Below are 16,862 nucleotides of genomic sequence, written 5' to 3'. Positions count from 1 at the left end.
GGCTCCATGGGCATTTGCAGCGCCTCGCGAGCGTGCGGGGGACGGCCGGAAGCGCCCGCCGGCACGTCGATTTGCCGACCGGCCGGTCGGATTTCCGGTGGTCGCGGCGGCGGGACGGACCGCGGGCTCATTGCGATCCAGCTGCGACCCGACTGCGCCCCGCCTGCTGAAGCCCCTGCGCATGCCGCGTGCCGTTCGCCATCGTCTGCCGGTCTGAGCGCGCACGGATGGCGCTATCATTGACCTTTTCCCGTCTTATTCAGCGCATCGCGCCGTGAACCGCATGGCCTCCAACGACTATCTGAAGAAAATCCTGACCGCGCGCGTCTACGACGTCGCCCGGGAGACCGAACTCGAACATGCGCGGAACCTGTCCGCCCGGATGCGCAACGCGATTTATCTGAAGCGCGAGGACAACCAGCCGGTCTTCTCGTTCAAGGTGCGCGGCGCGTACAACAAGATGGCGCATATTCCGGCGGAAGCGCTGTCGCGTGGCGTAATCACCGCGTCGGCGGGCAATCACGCGCAAGGCGTGGCGCTGTCGGCGGCGCGTCTGGGCGTGAAGGCGATCATCGTCGTGCCGGTCACGACGCCGCAAGTCAAGGTCGATGCGGTGCGCGCACACGGCGGCCCAACTGTCGAAGTCGTGCAGGCCGGCGAATCGTATAGCGACGCGTATGCGCATGCGATGCGTCTGCAGGAACAGCACGGCCTCACCTTCGTTCATCCGTTCGACGACCCGTATGTGATCGCCGGCCAGGGCACGGTCGCGATGGAAGTGCTGAGCCAGCATCAAGGTCCGATTCACGCGATCTTCGTGCCGATCGGCGGCGGCGGGCTCGCGGCCGGCGTCGCCGCGTATGTGAAAGAAGTGCGCCCCGAGATCAAGGTGATCGGCGTGCAAACCGACGATTCCTGCGCGATGGCGCAGTCAATCAAAGCCGGCAAGCGCGTGACGCTCAACGAGGTCGGCCTGTTCTCGGACGGCACGGCCGTCAAGCTCGTCGGCGAGGAGACGTTCCGGCTCTGCCAGCAATATCTCGACGAAGTGCTGACCGTCGATACCGATGCGCTATGCGCGGCGATCAAGGACGTGTTCCAGGACACGCGCAGCGTGCTCGAACCGGCCGGCTCGCTCGCCGTGGCCGGCGCCAAGCAATACGCGGAGCGCGAGGGCATCGAGAATCAGACGCTGATCGCGGTCACTTCCGGCGCGAACATGAACTTCGACCGCATGCGTTTCGTCGCCGAGCGCGCCGAAGTCGGCGAAGCACGCGAAGCGGTATTCGCCGTGACGATTCCTGAAGAGCGCGGTAGCTTCAAGCGCTTCTGCGAGCTGATCGGCACGCGCAGCGTAACCGAGTTCAACTACCGGATCGCCGATGCGCAGTCGGCGCATATTTTCGTGGGCGTGCAGATCAGGAGCCGCGACGAGTCCGCGCGCATCGCGGGTTCGCTCGAAGCGCACGGCTTCGCCACCGTCGACCTGACCGGCGACGAACTGTCGAAGCAGCACATCCGTTATATGGTCGGCGGGCGCTCGCCGCTCGCGCACGACGAGCGCCTGTTCCGCTTCGAGTTTCCGGAGCGGCCCGGCGCGCTGATGAAGTTTCTGTCGTCGATGGCGCCGAACTGGAATATCAGCCTGTTCCACTACCGGAATCAGGGCGCGGACTACAGCTCGATTCTGGTCGGCATCCAGGTGCCGGCGAGCGAAGACGCCGAATTCGCGCGCTTTCTCGCGACGCTCGGCTATCCGCACTGGGAAGAATCCGCGAATCCGGTGTACCGGCTGTTCCTTGCCTGACCGGACTGAGCGGACTGAGCGGACGGCGAACGACCTGATCATGGCGCTTTGACGATGACCTCCTTCACGCTCGAAGACAAACTGGTGGTCGCGATCTCGTCGCGCGCGCTGTTCGACTTCGAGGAAGAAAACCGTGTCTACGAGGAAGGCGACCTGCGTGCTTACGAAGCGCTGCAGCGCGCACGCCTCGATGTGCCGGCGAAGCCCGGCGTCGCGTTTCCGCTGATCCGCAAGCTGCTTGCGCTGAATGCGGGTACACGGCGTGTCGAAGTGGTGATTCTGTCACGCAGCGATCCGATCAGCGGGTTGCGCGCGTTCAGCTCGGCGCGCGAGCATGGGCTCGCGATCGAACGCGGCGTCTTCACGCGCGGCCGTGCGCCGTTCGGCTATCTGCATCCGCTGAACGCATCGCTGTTTCTGTCCGCGAACCAGAACGACGTGCGCGACGCGCTCACGGCCGGCTTTCCCGCCGCGCGCGTGCTACCCGAATCGGCGCGGATGGCGAGCAAGTATCCGCACGAAATCCGCATCGCGTTCGACGGCGACGCCGTGCTGTTTTCCGACGAAGCCGAACGCGTGTTTCAGCAGGAAGGCTTGCACGCGTTCGTCGGTCACGAGACCGACAACCGCGACCTGCCGCTAGCCGACGGTCCGTTGAAGCCGCTGCTCGAGGCATTGCACCGGCTGCAAAAACTCGCGGATGACGCAGCGCCGATGCGTATTCGCACCGCACTCGTCACCGCGCGTTCGGCGCCCGCGCACGAACGCGCGATCCGCACGCTGATGGCCTGGAACATCGAAATCGACGAAGCGATGTTTCTCGGCGGGCTCGACAAAGGCGCATTCCTGCGCGAGTTCGAGCCCGACTTTTTCTTCGACGACCAGATTCGCTACTGCGATACGGCCCGCGCGCACGGCATCACCGCGACCGGGCATGTCGTCAGCGGCATCGTGAACGCATCATGACACCTGACCAATCGCCACTCGGCAAACCGGCCACGTACACCGAACAGTACGACGCATCGCTGCTCTTTCCGATTGCGCGCAGCAACGCGCGCGAACAGATCGGCATCACGGCGCGGCTGCCGTTCTTCGGCACCGACATCTGGAACGCGTACGAACTCTCGTGGCTCAATGCGCGCGGCAAGCCGCAAATCGCGATCGCGACGTTCTTCGTCCCTGCCGATTCGCCGAATATCGTCGAATCGAAGTCGTTCAAGCTGTATCTCGGCTCGTTCGCGCAGACGAAGTTCGATTCGATCGACGTCGTGCGCGATACGATCAGGCGCGACGTCTCGGCATCGTGCGGCGCGACGGTTTCCGTGCATCTGTCCGCGCCGGGAGAATTCGGCAAGCTCCGGCTCGAGGAATTCGACGGGCTCTCGCTCGACCGGCTCGATCTCGATACCGACATTTATGTGCCCGATGCGTCGCTGCTGAAAGCGGCGCATGGCGAGGCGCCCGTCGAAGAGACGCTTTATTCGAACCTGCTGAAGTCGAATTGCCCGGTCACGGGGCAACCCGATTGGGGCAGCGTGCAGATTCACTACGTCGGACCGCAAATCGATCAGGCGTCGCTGTTGCGCTACATCATTTCGTACCGGAACCACACCGGGTTCCACGAGCAGTGCGTCGAGAAGATGTTCGTCGACCTGCTTGGCGCATGTCAGCCCGTCAAGCTCGCGATCTACGCGCGCTATACGCGGCGCGGCGGCCTCGATATCAATCCGTTCCGCACGAATTTCAATCTGCCGATGCCGGACAATCTGCGCACCGCGCGCCAGTAGCGCATGCGAGACAACATCGGGACAAGGCGCCGGCCCACGCCGTATCGACGCTGACACGGAATACCCGCCCCGATGCTCGCACATCGAATACTCCGTGTCGTTTTCCCCTGCGAGTGGACCGGCGATGCGTAGAGTCGCATGAGCCGCGCATGAAGACTATCGGGCGCGCCTGATTTGCTTGCGGGATACGCCCGACGCTCCAACAAGGCGGCTGTCAGTCCAGCTTGCATGAGCCGGCCACCGTACCCGCAAGATTGCCGCCGTCGACGATCGATCGCTGCCGCGCTGCGCACAGTTCGAATCGAGGCACGTCGATCAACGTTGCGGCGCCTTGTACGCCACGCAATCCACTTCGACCTTGCAGTCGATCACCATGCTCGACACGACGCACGCGCGTGCCGGCGGATGTTCGCCGAAATACTCGCGAAACACCTTGTTGAACGAAGCAAAATCGCGCGGGTCATCGAGCCACACGCCGCAACGCACGACATGCTCGGCGCCATAGCCCGCTTCCTTCAGGATCGCGAACACATTCTGCAGCGCCTTATGCGACTGCTCGACGATGCCGCCGTTGATCACTTCGCCGTTTTCCATCGGCGTCTGGCCGGACACATAAAGCCAGCCGTCCGCTTCGACCGCGCGAGCAAACGGCATATGCTGACCGCCCGTTCCCTTTCCGCCTTCCACACCATAACGCTTCATCGTTTACTCCCTTCGAAGAGATAGTCAGATACGGTTCAAAAATCGTGCGGCGCCTGATCCGTCGAGGCCCGCGCACCGCGTGCCACAAATCGTCCGGCGCGCTCGCCGGTCGGCGCACCGTCGCGATACGACAGCACGCCGTTCACCCACACGGCCTCGATGCCGTCCGCTGCCTGCTGCGGCTGCTCGAACGTGGCCGCATCGCTCACGCGCGCCGGGTCGAACAGCACGAGATCGGCGTGATAGCCGACATGCACTTCGCCACGCTGCGTCAATCCGAAGCGGTGCGCCGAGAGGCTCGTCATCTTGCGTACCGCTTCTTCGAGCGAAATCAGTTGCTGATCGCGCGCATAGTGGCCAAGCACGCGCGGAAACGCGCCCCACAGGCGCGGATGCGGCAGTGGATCGTTCGGCAGGCCATCGGAGCCGATCATCGTCGCCGGATGCGACAGGATGCGCCGCACGTCGTCTTCGGACATGTTGTGATACACGGCGCCCGCCGGCTGCAAGCGCTTCGCCGCTTCCTGTTGCGTGACGCCCCACTCGTTCGCCACGTCTTTGATCAGCTTGCCCGCCATCTCCGGGTGCGGCGTCGACCATGTGATGGTGATGTCGATATCGCCGGTCACCTGCCTGACGTCGAGCGTCGACGAACTGCGGCTATACGGATAGCAATCGCAGCCGATCGGCTGCATGCGCCGCGCGCCTTCGAGCGATGCGAGCACTTCGCCGCTGCGCCCCCAGTTGGCCGGCCCCGCGCATTTCAGATGCGAGATCACGACCGGCACGCGTGCATGGCGGCCGATGCGGTACGCCTCGTCCATCGCGTCGAGAATCGCATCGAACTCGGTGCGCATATGCGTCGTGTAGAGCGCGCCCGCTTCGGCGAGCGGCTCGGCAAGCGCCATCACTTCCTCGGTCGGCGCGGCGAATGCGGAGCCGTATGCGAGACCCGAACTGAGCCCGAGCGCGCCGTGCGCGAGCGCTTCCTTCAGTTGCGCGCGCATCTGTTCGATTTCCTGCGCGCTCGCCGCGCGGTCGAGCCGGTCCATCTGGTTGTTGCGCAGCGCGGTATGGCCGATCAGCGCGCCAACGTTGACGGACGGCCGCGCCGCATTCACGGCATCGACATACGCGGCAAACGTCGGATAGCTGAATGCATCGCGCGCACCGAGCAGATTCATCGGGTCCGGCGGATCGCCCTTCAGCGTAACCGGTGATGCGCTGATTCCGCAGTTGCCGACAATCACCGTCGTCACGCCTTGCGAGATTTTCGGCAGCATCTGCGGCGCGCGGATCACGTGCGTGTCGTCGTGCGTGTGGACGTCGATGAAACCCGGTGCGAGCGCGAGGCCGTTCGCCTCGATCACGTCTTCCGCGAGCCAGTTCGACAGGTTGCCGATCGCGGCAATGCGCCCATTGCGCAGCGCGATGTCGCGCTCGACCGGCGGCGCGCCCGTGCCGTCGTAGAGCTGCGCACCGACGATCAGCGTATCGGCAGCTTCGGGGTGCGAATGCATGGGTCAGTCTCCTAATGGTTGACGCTCGCCGCCGCCACGATGCGCATCGAGCGCATGCTTCATACGGCGTAGCAACTCGCGGCTTTCGTCGCCCTGACTGACCGCCAGTTCGGTGACGAGCACATCGAGCGCCAGCAGCATCGCATAGCGCGACGACGACGGCTTGTAGATGAAATCGGTTTCGAACGCGACGATCGGAATCAGCCAGTCCGCGAGCTTCGCGAGCGGCGATGCGGGCGCGGTCAGCGCAATGAGCGTCGCGCCGTAGCTGCGCGCGAGCCGGCAACTATCGACCATTTCGGGCACGCGTCCGGTGGCCGACAACGCAATCACGACACAATCGCGTGATACCGTGCTCGCCACCATCCGCTGCAGCAAACCGTCCTGATACGTCGCGACGGGCCGGCCCAGGCGTACGAGCCTGAAGCGCATCTCGTCGGCAAGCGCGGTCGATCCGCCGCCCATGCCGTACACGTAGATCATGCGTGCGGCGCGCAGCGCGGCGGCTGCGTCGGAATCGGCGCTTGCAGCAGCAACTGGTGATTGTGCGTGAGCGCCGTCTGCACGTCGTCGAACACGCGCGTGGCGATGGGCTCGGGCGCGGCAGCCGGCGCGCTGCGCGCGAGAAAACGCTGGCCGACCGCTGCCGCTTGCGCGAGTCGCAGTTTCAGTTCGCGCACGTCGCGGCAGCCGACAGCTTTCGCAAAACGCGTCACGGTGGCGATGCTGACATCCGCACGGTGCGCTATTTCACCTATGCTCGCATGCGATGCGCCGGTCAGATCGTCGAGAATCAGCGCGGCCACCTTGCGTTCGGCGGAGCGCAACCCGGGTGCGCATTCGGCGATACGCGCGACGATATCGAAGGCGAGCGGTTCGGCGCTGGAGTTCATTGAAGATCGCTGAAAGTCGCCGCGGCCGCATGCACTGCGGCTTGACGCATGCGCCAGGCAGAGGTGGGAGAGGGACGCTGATAATTAATACCACTGCTCCGGGCCATCGTACTTTCTGTAACATGTCGAAGTCAACTTTGCTGCCGTAGAACGACACAGACACTGCGCGCCAACCATACGCTAACCGCACGATGGAGTAGCACGAGATGAAAGTTACAAACTATCAGGGCCCAACGATCGATCCATTCAGCAAAGGGCTCGGCAACGTCCCGGGCACGAGCATCCAGTTGACCGACGCGGGCCGTCTCGAATGGAATCTGCTCGACGAAGACGTCAGCCTGCCGGCCGCGGTGCTTTACGCGGACCGCATCGAACACAACCTCAAATGGATGCAGGCGTTCGTCGCCGAATACAACGTGAAGCTCGCGCCGCACGGCAAGACCACGATGGCGCCGCAACTGTTCCGTAAGCAGATCGAAACCGGCGCATGGGGCATTACGCTCGCCACGGCGCACCAGGTGCGAGCCGCATTTCACGGCGGCATCTCGCGCGTGCTGATGGCCAATCAACTGGTCGGCAAGCGCAACATGCTGATGATCGCCGAGTTGCTCAGCGATCCGGACTTCGAGTTCTACTGTCTCGTCGACTCGGTCGCCGGCGTCGAGCAGCTAGGGAAGTTTTTCGGTTCGGTGCGCAAGCAGCTCAACGTGCTGATCGAGCTCGGCGTGCCCGGTGGACGCACCGGCGTGCGCGACGGTGCGCAACTGAAGGCGGTGCTCGACGCGATCGCGCGCTGCCCGGACTCGCTGCAGCTTGCGGGCATCGAGCTTTACGAGGGCGTACTGAAAGAGGAGCAGGCCGTACGCGCGTTTCTGCGCGCGGCGGTCGCAACGACACGCGCGCTGCTCGACGCGAAGCGATTTGCGCGCACGCCGGCCATTCTTTCAGGCGCCGGTTCCGCGTGGTACGACATCGTCGCCGAAGAGTTTGCGCAAACGGCCGACGCGAGCCAGGTCGAAATCGTCTTGAGGCCCGGCTGCTATGTGACGCACGACGTCGGCGTCTATCGGAAGGCGCAGACCGACATCTTCGCGCGCAATCCGGTGGCAAGGAAAATGGGCGCAGGTTTGCTGCCCGCGCTGCAGTTGTGGGCCTATGTGCAGTCGATTCCCGAACCGGACCTCGCGATCATCGGCTTCGGCAAGCGCGACGCGGCGTTCGACGCGGGGCTGCCCGAACCGGCGCGCCACTATCGGCCCGGCAACACTGCGCCGCGCGAGGTCGCCGCAAGCGAAGGCTGGGAAGTGTTCAACATGATGGACCAGCACGCGTATATGCGGATTCCGGCTGGTGCGGATCTGCAAGTCGGCGACATGATCGCGTTCGACATTTCGCATCCGTGCCTGACTTTCGACAAATGGCGTCAGGTGCTCGTCGTCGACCCGTCGTATCGCGTCACGGAAGTCATCGAGACGTTTTTCTGATCGGGCCGGGTGGTGACTTCTGTTGTAATTCCCGTTGCCCGCTCCGATTGATACCTTCAGTTCCCGCTTCAACTGCCCGCTTCAACTGCCCGCTTCAACTGCCCGTTACGGCCCCGCGTGCCGGCGACCCTGTCGCCACCTCGCCGATGCGCGCTTCGAGCATACCCAACGCGCTCGACAAGGCCGCAAGCGCATCGTCAGGCAGCGTTGCCATCGTCTCGTGCAGAAACGCGTTGCGGCTGGGCAGGCTTGCCTCGATCGTGGCGCGGCCGTCTTCCGTGAGCCGCACGTTCGTAATGCGATTGTCGCGCGCATCCATGCTGCGTTCGATCCAGCCGAGCGCTTCGAGCGACTTCAACTGGCGCGTCAACGCGCCCGGATCGACGCGCAGCTTTTCGACGAGTCGCTTTTGCGACAACTCGCCGTCCTGCTCGTACAGCGCGAGCATGATCCGCCAGCGCGGCATCGGATGCCCGACTTGCGCCTCGAATGCCGACATGAACGCGCGATACGTGCGGCCGAACTGATGAAGGATCGCGATCCGGTCCTGTTCTTCCATGTAGTTGCTACCCAACTGAAGTCGTTGAAACATCGATGCGGCACCCATCGATCGGTCATTCGGCGGCCACCGTCGGTTCGAGCTTGCGCGTGAGCTTCACGGGCGGCACGCGCCGGCTTTGCCAGACCGACACGAACGCAACCAGTGTAGCGATCGCAAGCCCCATATGGATCGCCGAGACGAGCGAGCCACGCGCCGCTTCGAGCAGGACCGCTCCATCGTGGCCCGCGCGATGGAGCTGATCAAGCAGGCTCGCCTGCGCGCCGTGATCGATGAGAATCTGCGGGTCGCCGAGTTCGTTATACCAGCGGCTCGCATGATCACGCTCGAGCGCATTGCGCACACCGTGCGTATACATCTGCGTAACCAGTGTGCCGGTGATCGCCGTGCCGAGCGTGCCGCCGATCATCCGCAGCGACTGCAGCAGCGCCGTTGCAATGCCGAAATGCTCGCGGCCCGCGGTCTGCTGCGCGAAAATCGTCAGGTTCGGCAGAACGAAACCGAGGCCGAGTCCCGCCAGCACCATCAACATCATCAGCACCCAGTGCGGCATCGTGCGCATCGAAATCGCGGCGCCGAGACACGCGACGGTCAACAGCACAAAGCCTATATACAGCATCAGATTCGGATTGCGCACGCGCGAAACGATCCGTCCATTCGCGATGCTGCCGATCGTGATGAACACGACAAGCGGCGTAATGACCAGTCCCGCCTCGTTCGGCGTCATGCCAAAACCGCCCTGGAACAGCAACGGCGCGTAGAACAGAATCGAGAACATCGAGAAGCCGGCCAGCACCGCCAGCACGAACAGCGCGTTGAGACTGCGGTTCTTGAACATGTCGGCAGGAAGAATCGCTTGCGGAAAACGCTTCTCCCATTGCCACAGCGCATACGACGACGCGACGCTGATGGCGAGCAGCGCACCCGACGAAACGCCAAAACCGTGTTTCGGCAGCATTTCGACGAAGAGTTGCAAGCTTCCGAGCGCAAGCGCGATCAGCAGCGCGCCGGGCCAGTCGAGCCGCATTTTGCCTTGATGCGCGACATGCCGCAGATGCGGCAGATAGCGCCACACGAAAAACAGCGAGATCAGGCCGACCGGTATGTTCACGTAAAACACCGAGCGCCAGCCGTAATACTGCGTGAGGAAACCGCCGAGCGACGGCCCGATTGCATTCGCGATGCCGAATGCCGTGCTCATCAACACCTGCCAGCGCAAACGCACGACCGAGTCGGGAAACAGATCAGGAATGCAGGCGAACGCGGTACCCACGAGCATGCCGCCGCCGATGCCCTGCAAGCCGCGCGCAACCACGAGGAACAGCATGCTGTTCGCCGCGCCGCACAGCATCGACGCGCCCGTGAACACGATGATCGACGCGATGACGAACGGCTTGCGCCCGTAGTAATCGCCAAGACGCCCGAAGATCGGCACGGTGATGACCGAGGTCAGCAGATACGAGGTGGCGACCCACGCGTACAGCTCGAAGCCTCTGAGTTCCGCGACGATGGTCGGCAGCGCGGTGCCGACCACGGTCTGGTCGAGCGCGACGAGCATGGAGACAAACGAAACGCCGAGCATCGCGAGCAGCGATTCCCTGAACGGCAAAACTTGCCCACTCGAATGGTGAGCGGCGGTGTGAACAGCCATTTTTGTCTGCGCAACTTTTGACAAGTCAACGATACGGAATCATACCATGCCGACAGGCTCTAATCTTGCGTGGAACCTGCCAGCGACGCGTCGCGCACGACACGCGGCCGCTATTCGCGCGTATCGAGGAGTGACATGGATCCCATTTCGTCTGACCTGCCTGAAACAGAAACGCTATCGCCCGACGACCTGAACGCGCTGCGGCGCGCGAAGCACGAGCTCGAAAGTCCGGCGCTCGCGATGAAACTCGCGGGTATCGTCGGCTCGCCGATCGAGAAGCTGATCGCGAAGATACCGGCTGCCGCAAACGAAAAGGTCAACGACGCGACGCAGGCGGCGCTGCGCAAGTGCCTGCAGATCGCGCTGCGCACGCTGGGCCGCGCCGTGCCGCTCGCGGCCAACGACAAGCCGAGCAATCTGCTGCACAAGTTCGCGGTGGCGACGACGGGCGCTGCGGGCGGCGCGTTCGGCATGCTGGCGTTGCCGGTCGAACTGCCGGTCACGACGACACTGATGTTCCGTTCGATCTGCGATATCGCGCGCAGCGAGGGCGAAGACCTCGCGTCGATCGATACGCAGTTGCAGTGCCTGACCGTGCTCGGCATGGGCGGCACCTCGAAAGCCGACGACGATGCCGACTACGGCTACTTCATCATGCGCGGTGCGCTTGCGCAGGCGGTGTCGAAGGCGTCGTCGGAAATCGCGTCGAAGGGCTTTACATCGCATGGGTCCGCGGCGCTGCTGCGTCTGTTGAGCACGATCGCCTCGCGCTTCTCGGTGCAGGTCAGCGAACAGGTCGCCGCGAAGTCGATTCCGGCAATCGGCGCAGTGCTGGGCGCCATGGTCAACACCGTGTTTATGGATCACTTCCAGCATATCGCGCATGGCCACTTCACGGTCCGGCGGCTCGAGCGCCGCTATGGACCCGACGCCGTGCGGGCCGCGTATCAGGCAATCGACGTCTCGCCCGGCGCTTAAGCAGCGTCGCGAAGCGGCGTGACGCGACGCACGAAATGCGCGGCATCGTCGAGCGCTCGCCGTGCTTCCGGCATGAACGGCGTCCACAAGTGCCACGCGTGCGGCACCTTCGGCCAGACCTCGAATTCGACTGCGACGCCCGCTTGCGTCGCGCGCGCCGCGACACGCCGTGCGTCGTCGAGCAGCACTTCGGTGCGGCCGGCCTGAATGAAAAGCGGCGGCAGGTTCCGCATGTCCGCATAGACCGGCGACGCATACGGATGCGTCGCGGGCGTGTCGCCGAGATACAGCCTTGCGGCGCGGGCAACCGAGGCGCCGCTGAACATCGGATCCGCGCCGTCGTTGGTTTCGATCGACGCGCCGGCGGCGGCACGATCGGTCCACGGCGAAAACAGCAGCGCGCCCGCCGGCAGCGGGTCGCCCGCATCGCGCAACGCTACGAGCGTGGCGAGCGCGAGGCCGCCGCCGGCGGAGTCGCCTGCCACCACGAGCGTTTGAGGCAAGGCGCCGGCCGCGATCAGACGGCGGTACGCCGCAATCGCGTCGTCGAGTGCTGCGGGAAAACGATGCTCGGGCGCGAGCCGGTAGTCGAGCGAGAAGACACGCGCGCCTGTGCGCGTCGCGAGGCCGAACGATACGGCGCGATGCGAGCGCGGCGAGCAGAAGTAATAGCCGCCACCGTGCAGATAAAGGATGGTCGGCACGCGCGCCGAGCCGACGGCCGCTTCGGGGTCGAGCCATTCGCCGCGCAGCGGCCAGTCGCTTTCCCGGTACTGCTCACGCAACTGCCAGCCGCGCGGCACACGCGGCGACCAGACGCGCCTTGCGGTCATTGCGCGCGCGTGTTCGGCACTGACTTCGGGACGCTGTGTGTGCGGCAGGAACTGGCGGCGCAGAATCCAGCAGGCCAACGCGCTTTGCCAACTCATCGGGACACGCTCCGTCGATCGGACATCGATACATGGTACGTGCGTTCGCGTGAAGCGTGCCGACCGTAGAAAACCGTCAGCAGAAAGAAAGAACCGGCAAACGAAGAAGTTCGTATGCCGGTGCGTTTGATGATCGGCGAGGCAGCGTCCGCTGCTTTCGCCGCCCTCAATTCGCCGGCAGCACCTGCCCGCGAATTTCACCCATCGGATTCTGCGCGGTATGGATGTTGAAGTACCACTGCCCCGCCAGCAGGTCCGTGACCTGCTTTTCGGTGAGCGTCGCCGAACCCTTGATCGGATTCGCCAGCGCCTTCTTGTCGATCGGCACCACGACCGCCGCGTTCTGGCCGACCGGCGCCGGACCATGAAAGTGCGCGGCCGTCGCGGGTCCGGACAAGCCATCGTACGTGATCGTCCATTGCAGCGAACTCGTCGCCGTATCGAACGTGGCGTTCAATGCGCCGTGGCCGTGGCTCACGCGCGGCGGCACTTCGCTCGACGGCTCGAGATCCGCCTTCAGCGCTACGGTATCCGCACATGCGGCGCTCGAGACAAGCACAAACAACATTGCAGCAAGCTTCAACTTACGAATGGCCATCGTCGTTATCTCCGAATCGGAACCCGTGTCGAACTTCTGCGCACATACTAGTTGAATTCGAAGACACGCATATGGCAACGTCGCGCGCCTCTTCGGGGTTGGCGTGGAAGCCGCATCGCGCGGCTTCCATTAGGCGAGCAGCGCCGCTTGCCCTTCGATGCCGTCGAGCATCGCATTGCACTTGCGCACGAGCGCAAGGCCATCGACACGCAGACGCTCGGGCTCGCTGCCGGCGATGCCGCGGCGATAGTCTTCGAGGATGCTGAAAAGCGGCGGATATTGCAGCACGCCGACCGCGCCCGCGACGCGATGATGCCACGCGCGCAATGCGTCGACGTCGGGCTCTTTGAGCAGCGGCGGCAACGCGCGCACATCGTCGCGGACCGACGAGACGAACGAATCGAGCAACGCTTTCACCGTCGATTCGCTGCCCCAGATGCGCGTCAGATGCGCGAGGTCGACGGGCACGAACAACTCGGCCGCTCCATCGCGGCTTTCCGTGGCCGCCGACGGCGCCGCGCCGGACGCCGAAGCGTTATCGCTGTCCACAACCGGGGCATGGTCGTGCCCCGGCCGGCGATGACCGTCGGCTGCGATCCAGCGGCTCAGATGCTCACGCAAAGTAGCGATCCGCGTCGGCTTGATCAGGCAATCGTCCATGCCTGCGTCGCGGCACGCTTTCAGATCTTCGGCCGCGGTATTCGCCGTGATGCCGACGATCGGCAGATGTGCCGCGCCGCCCGTCTCGCTGGCGCGTACGCGGCGCGCCAGTTCGTAACCCGAAAGATTCGGCATATGGCAATCGGTGATCAGAAAGCCGTAGCGCGTCCGTGCGAGCGCTTGCAGCGCTTCTTCGCCATCGTTGACCACGTCGCATGCGAGGCCGAGCAACGCAAGCTGATGGCGAATCAGCTCCTGATTGACCGGATGATCTTCGGCGACAAGCACGAGCCGGCCGCTCGCAATCGCCCGTTCGCGATCGGGCGGCGTGACTGGCTCGATCTGCTCGCCGCGCACGCGCTCGCGAGCGGGCTTCGGTGCGAGACCGGTCAGCGCCGCCGCGCATGCGGCGCTAAGGCCGCGCCATGAAATGGGATTGACGCTTACGCGCACCGTATCGTCGACGATCCGATAGCCGGTCGGCTTCGGCTTTTCGGTCAGGCGAATCACGCGCGCATGCGGCAGCGCGTGAGCGGCAACCTCGAAGCCATCGCCGATAAAGACGAGATCGACGGCGGCGAGCGCTTGCGCGTCGCGCAGTTCCGGCGCGCCGTCGGACACGGCACGCAATTCGATGCCGAGCGCCGCGCCGAAATGCAGCAGCGCCTGCCGGACCCGCCTGTCGGCGACGGCGACGAGTCCTCGCTTGCCGCGCAAACCGCCGAGTGTATAGCTCGGCGACTCGACCGGCATCAGCAGTTGCAGCGTCATGCGCGTGCCGACATCGGGCGTGCTGTGCAATTCGAGCGTGCCGCCCATCAGATCGACGAGCTTGCGGCAAATCGTGAGCCCGAGGCCCGTGCCGCCGAAGCGGCGTGTCGTCGACGTCTCGGCTTGCACGAACGGCTCGAAAAGCCGGGCCTGGACTTCGGGCGCGATGCCGATGCCGGTATCTTCAACGGTGATCCGCAGCATTTGTCCCGCGTCGGTATGCCGCGCGACCGCCACGTGTACATCGACCTCGCCGGACGGCGTGAACTTGATCGCATTGCCAAGCAGATTGAAAAGGATCTGCCTCAAGCGCACGCTATCGCCGCGCATCACGGCCGCCACCTGCGGCTCGACATCGACGCGCACCTTCAGGCCTTTTTCGTGGGCACGCGCGGCGAGCAGCCCGACGGCCGTATCGACCATATCGCGCAGATCGAGCGGCTCGGTTTCGATCGTGAGACGCCCTGCTTCGATCTTCGAATAGTCGAGCAGGTCGTCGAGAATCTGCAGCAGCGCGCCGGCCGATTCGTGGATCATCCGCAGCATCTCGCCCTGGTCCGCGTCGAGCCGCGTGCGCTCGAGCACTTCGACGAGCCCGAGCACGCCGTTCATCGGCGTGCGGATTTCATGGCTCATCATCGCGAGGAAGTCGTCTTTGGCGCGCGACGCGGCTTCGGCAAGATCGCGGGCGCGCGCGAGTTCATCGGAACGCAAGCGCTCCGCGCTCGCGTCGACCCAGTAGCCGCTCCAGACCGTGCCGCCATCCGCCTCGGCGCGCGGCACGAGTTCGGCGCGCACCCAGCGCGAATCGTCGATGCTCGCCATTCGGAACTCGAGATGGATCGGCGTCGCAGCGCTCGCCGAGCGCTCGAGCGCGGCCATCACGAGCGGGCGGTCTGCCACGCTGACGCGGCCGAAGTTCACGGCGCTGCCGCGCATCAGCGTGCCGCTGTCGCGGCCGAGCCAGTATTTCGTATCGCCGCCGATATATGGGAACGAATACGCGCCGTCGGGCGCGCGCCGCAGCTGGAACACGACCGCGGGCAACGATCGCGTGACGTCGAAAAGACGCCGCTCGGTTTCGCGCGCAAGCATCTCGGCGCGGCGGATGTCCGTGATGTCGATAAGCGTGCCGAGCACGCACGACGGCGCGCCATCGACGTCGTGGCAGATGCAGACCGAAAACAGGCCGCGGCGGTCGTCGCCCGCGTGATCGGAGAACTGCAGTTCGGCTTCCGCGCGCTCGCCCGTCGCCAACGAATGCGCCGTCAAACGCTCGAGGTTTTCGATGTTTTCTTCGCCCCACGCAAGCACATCGGTGCTCGTTCGGCCGATCACCGCTGCGCGGCTCAAGCCGGTCAGCCGTTCGAACGCCTGATTGACGGCGATATAGCGGCGGCTCAGATCTTTCGCGACGAGCGGGTACGGCACCATCTCCATCATCGTCTGCTGGAAGTTCAGCTGCGCGGCGAGTTCGCGCTCCGTTTGCTCGCGGCGCCGCACCTCGCGCTGCAGCAGCGAGTACGCGCGCAAGGTCACGAGCAGCGTGACGCCGATGCCGATCAGCAGCGGCAGCAAACGCAATGCGGTGACGGTCGGATTGCCTTCCTTGCGCGCGTCGTCGCCGGCCGGCATCGCGGCAGCCGTGGGCACGCGGTGGGCGTCCGCGATCCAGCGCGTACGGATCGCGACCGCCTGTTCCGCAGGCAACGCCGTCAACGCGCGATTGAGATCATTGCGCCAGACGGTCCGACTGCGCGGCACGGCGAAGCGCAATTCGCTGTTGCGCGGCCGCTCTTCCAGGGCCACCTTGAGCGCGGCGAATTCGTGATGAGCGAGGTAGTGCTGCACCGCAGGGGTGTAGCCGAAATAGACATCGTCGTCGCCACGTTCGACCGCATGCAAGGCCGCCGCCGTGTCTTCGAACGCGTCGATGCGCGCGCGCGGAAAACGCTCGCGCAACACGCTGTCGAGCAGGAAGCCGCGCTCGACCGCGACGCGCACGGCGCCGCTTCGCACGCGCTCGGGCGCGTCGACATCGTCCGTGCGGGTGACGACCGAAGTCGACGCTTCGAAATACGGTGCGGTGAACACGACGCAATGCTCCCGTTCGGGCGTGCGCGCGACGCTCATCAACACGTCGATCTGATTCGCGCATGCAGCGGCGAGCAGTTGCGGCATGTCCGCATAGGTTTTCACGTCGAATTCGACATTGGGGCCCGCAAGCGCGCGCAGGTAATCCACGCTGAGGCCGGTCAGCTCACCGTCGTCGAACTCTTCGAACGGCGACCACCCGCTCGCGAGCACGCCGATCGTCAGTTTGCGGGGAAAGGTTTGCGTACTGCGCGCACCGGATGACGGCGCCGCGTCGATAACGGCAGGCGATGCGAAGAGTGACCGATACACCGCAAACAGCGCCACCAGCATCAACGCTCGCACTATCCAGCGACGCAGCGAGCGGCCGGCGGGACGGTAAAGCCGGGCGCGCGCGCCGGTTTCGTTCTGCATCGTCACGCGCGCGCG

General features: G+C 64.7%; 12 protein-coding genes and 1 pseudogene. 5 read left to right on the top strand and 8 right to left on the bottom strand.

Annotation, left to right across the window (positions count from 1 at the left end; genetic code table 11):
- Nucleotides 1–283: 283 nt before the first annotated feature.
- From ilvA to queF, 3 genes are read left to right on the top strand one after another with little or no spacing between them, the layout of a single operon-like run.
- Entirely contained in the window at nucleotides 284–1,807 is a 1,524-nt protein-coding gene (gene ilvA / locus QYH69_RS00175; RefSeq protein ID WP_075155757.1) for a threonine ammonia-lyase, biosynthetic, read from the top strand.
- Nucleotides 1,808–1,861: 54 nt separating this feature from the next.
- Entirely contained in the window at nucleotides 1,862–2,773 is a 912-nt protein-coding gene (locus tag QYH69_RS00170) for a 5'-nucleotidase (protein ID WP_308829931.1), read from the top strand.
- Nucleotides 2,770–3,594 carry an NADPH-dependent 7-cyano-7-deazaguanine reductase QueF gene (gene queF, locus QYH69_RS00165; protein ID WP_308829930.1) on the top strand — a complete coding sequence of 275 codons (825 nt, stop codon included), beginning with the start codon at nucleotides 2,770–2,772 and terminating at the stop codon, nucleotides 3,592–3,594. The genes QYH69_RS00170 and queF overlap by 4 nt, the downstream gene beginning before the upstream one ends.
- Nucleotides 3,595–3,909: 315 nt before the next feature.
- Here the strand turns inward: queF and QYH69_RS00160 are convergent, their stop codons facing one another.
- From QYH69_RS00160 to QYH69_RS00150, 3 genes and pseudogenes are all read right to left on the bottom strand, one after another.
- Nucleotides 3,910–4,296, bottom strand: a complete 387-nt coding sequence (locus QYH69_RS00160) for a RidA family protein (RefSeq protein ID WP_308829929.1) — start codon at nucleotides 4,294–4,296, stop codon at nucleotides 3,910–3,912.
- Nucleotides 4,297–4,331: 35 nt separating this feature from the next.
- Nucleotides 4,332–5,816, bottom strand: a complete 1,485-nt coding sequence (locus QYH69_RS00155; RefSeq protein WP_308829928.1) for a D-aminoacylase — start codon at nucleotides 5,814–5,816, stop codon at nucleotides 4,332–4,334.
- A 3-nt stretch (nucleotides 5,817–5,819) separates the two neighbouring features.
- A pseudogene (locus tag QYH69_RS00150) lies at nucleotides 5,820–6,709 on the bottom strand (MurR/RpiR family transcriptional regulator).
- Between the two features lie 206 nt (nucleotides 6,710–6,915).
- Between QYH69_RS00150 and QYH69_RS00145 the strand changes: the two are divergent.
- Complete coding sequence (locus QYH69_RS00145) at nucleotides 6,916–8,193, top strand: amino acid deaminase (RefSeq protein WP_308829927.1); 1,278 nt, start codon at nucleotides 6,916–6,918, stop codon at nucleotides 8,191–8,193.
- A gap of 94 nt (nucleotides 8,194–8,287) precedes the next feature.
- Here QYH69_RS00145 and QYH69_RS00140 read toward each other — a convergent pair whose 3' ends face one another.
- Together QYH69_RS00140 and QYH69_RS00135 are read right to left on the bottom strand one after the other, a co-directional pair.
- On the bottom strand, nucleotides 8,288–8,752 hold the full coding sequence (locus QYH69_RS00140; RefSeq protein WP_308830322.1) for a MarR family transcriptional regulator: 465 nt from the start codon (nucleotides 8,750–8,752) through the stop codon (nucleotides 8,288–8,290).
- Nucleotides 8,753–8,807: 55 nt separating this feature from the next.
- The gene (locus tag QYH69_RS00135) at nucleotides 8,808–10,403 is read right to left on the bottom strand and encodes an MDR family MFS transporter (protein ID WP_308829926.1); all 1,596 of its coding nucleotides are present in this window, start codon (nucleotides 10,401–10,403) and stop codon (nucleotides 8,808–8,810) included.
- Between the two features lie 135 nt (nucleotides 10,404–10,538).
- Between QYH69_RS00135 and QYH69_RS00130 the strand changes: the two genes are divergently transcribed.
- A complete protein-coding gene (locus QYH69_RS00130; RefSeq protein WP_308829925.1) occupies nucleotides 10,539–11,381 on the top strand; it encodes an EcsC family protein in 843 nt (280 codons plus the stop codon).
- On the opposite strand, the gene QYH69_RS00125 is transcribed toward QYH69_RS00130, so the two are convergent.
- The 3 genes from QYH69_RS00125 to QYH69_RS00115 all read right to left on the bottom strand — a co-directional run bounded on the left by QYH69_RS00125 (nucleotide 11,378) and on the right by QYH69_RS00115 (nucleotide 16,847).
- Nucleotides 11,378–12,310, bottom strand: coding sequence for an alpha/beta hydrolase (locus QYH69_RS00125; RefSeq protein WP_308829924.1), 933 nt, complete (start codon nucleotides 12,308–12,310; stop codon nucleotides 11,378–11,380). The two genes, QYH69_RS00130 and QYH69_RS00125, sit on opposite strands and share 4 nt — an antisense overlap.
- A gap of 166 nt (nucleotides 12,311–12,476) precedes the next feature.
- Entirely contained in the window at nucleotides 12,477–12,908 is a 432-nt protein-coding gene (locus QYH69_RS00120) for a CHRD domain-containing protein (protein WP_308829923.1), read from the bottom strand.
- Nucleotides 12,909–13,037: 129 nt separating this feature from the next.
- Nucleotides 13,038–16,847, bottom strand: coding sequence for an ATP-binding protein (locus QYH69_RS00115; protein WP_374992329.1), 3,810 nt, complete (start codon nucleotides 16,845–16,847; stop codon nucleotides 13,038–13,040).
- Nucleotides 16,848–16,862 lie beyond the last annotated feature (15 nt).

Source organism: Paraburkholderia sp. SARCC-3016, from assembly GCF_031119615.1.
Classification (GTDB): Bacteria; Pseudomonadota; Gammaproteobacteria; order Burkholderiales; family Burkholderiaceae; genus Paraburkholderia.
This window is presented reverse-complemented; position numbering and strand designations above follow the sequence as displayed.

What these genes read in the sequence shown, in the direction of transcription:
- ilvA (WP_075155757.1), top strand. Translation starts at nt 284, where the DNA reads ATGGCCTCCAACGACTATCTGAAGAAAATCCTGACCGCGCGCGTCTAC.
- QYH69_RS00170 (WP_308829931.1), top strand. Translation starts at nt 1,862, where the DNA reads ATGACCTCCTTCACGCTCGAAGACAAACTGGTGGTCGCGATCTCGTCG.
- queF (WP_308829930.1), top strand. Translation starts at nt 2,770, where the DNA reads ATGACACCTGACCAATCGCCACTCGGCAAACCGGCCACGTACACCGAA.
- QYH69_RS00160 (WP_308829929.1), bottom strand. Translation starts at nt 4,296, where the DNA reads ATGAAGCGTTATGGTGTGGAAGGCGGAAAGGGAACGGGCGGTCAGCAT.
- QYH69_RS00155 (WP_308829928.1), bottom strand. Translation starts at nt 5,816, where the DNA reads ATGCATTCGCACCCCGAAGCTGCCGATACGCTGATCGTCGGTGCGCAG.
- QYH69_RS00145 (WP_308829927.1), top strand. Translation starts at nt 6,916, where the DNA reads ATGAAAGTTACAAACTATCAGGGCCCAACGATCGATCCATTCAGCAAA.
- QYH69_RS00140 (WP_308830322.1), bottom strand. Translation starts at nt 8,752, where the DNA reads ATGGAAGAACAGGACCGGATCGCGATCCTTCATCAGTTCGGCCGCACG.
- QYH69_RS00135 (WP_308829926.1), bottom strand. Translation starts at nt 10,403, where the DNA reads ATGGCTGTTCACACCGCCGCTCACCATTCGAGTGGGCAAGTTTTGCCG.
- QYH69_RS00130 (WP_308829925.1), top strand. Translation starts at nt 10,539, where the DNA reads ATGGATCCCATTTCGTCTGACCTGCCTGAAACAGAAACGCTATCGCCC.
- QYH69_RS00125 (WP_308829924.1), bottom strand. Translation starts at nt 12,310, where the DNA reads ATGAGTTGGCAAAGCGCGTTGGCCTGCTGGATTCTGCGCCGCCAGTTC.
- QYH69_RS00120 (WP_308829923.1), bottom strand. Translation starts at nt 12,908, where the DNA reads ATGGCCATTCGTAAGTTGAAGCTTGCTGCAATGTTGTTTGTGCTTGTC.
- QYH69_RS00115 (WP_374992329.1), bottom strand. Translation starts at nt 16,847, where the DNA reads ATGCAGAACGAAACCGGCGCGCGCGCCCGGCTTTACCGTCCCGCCGGC.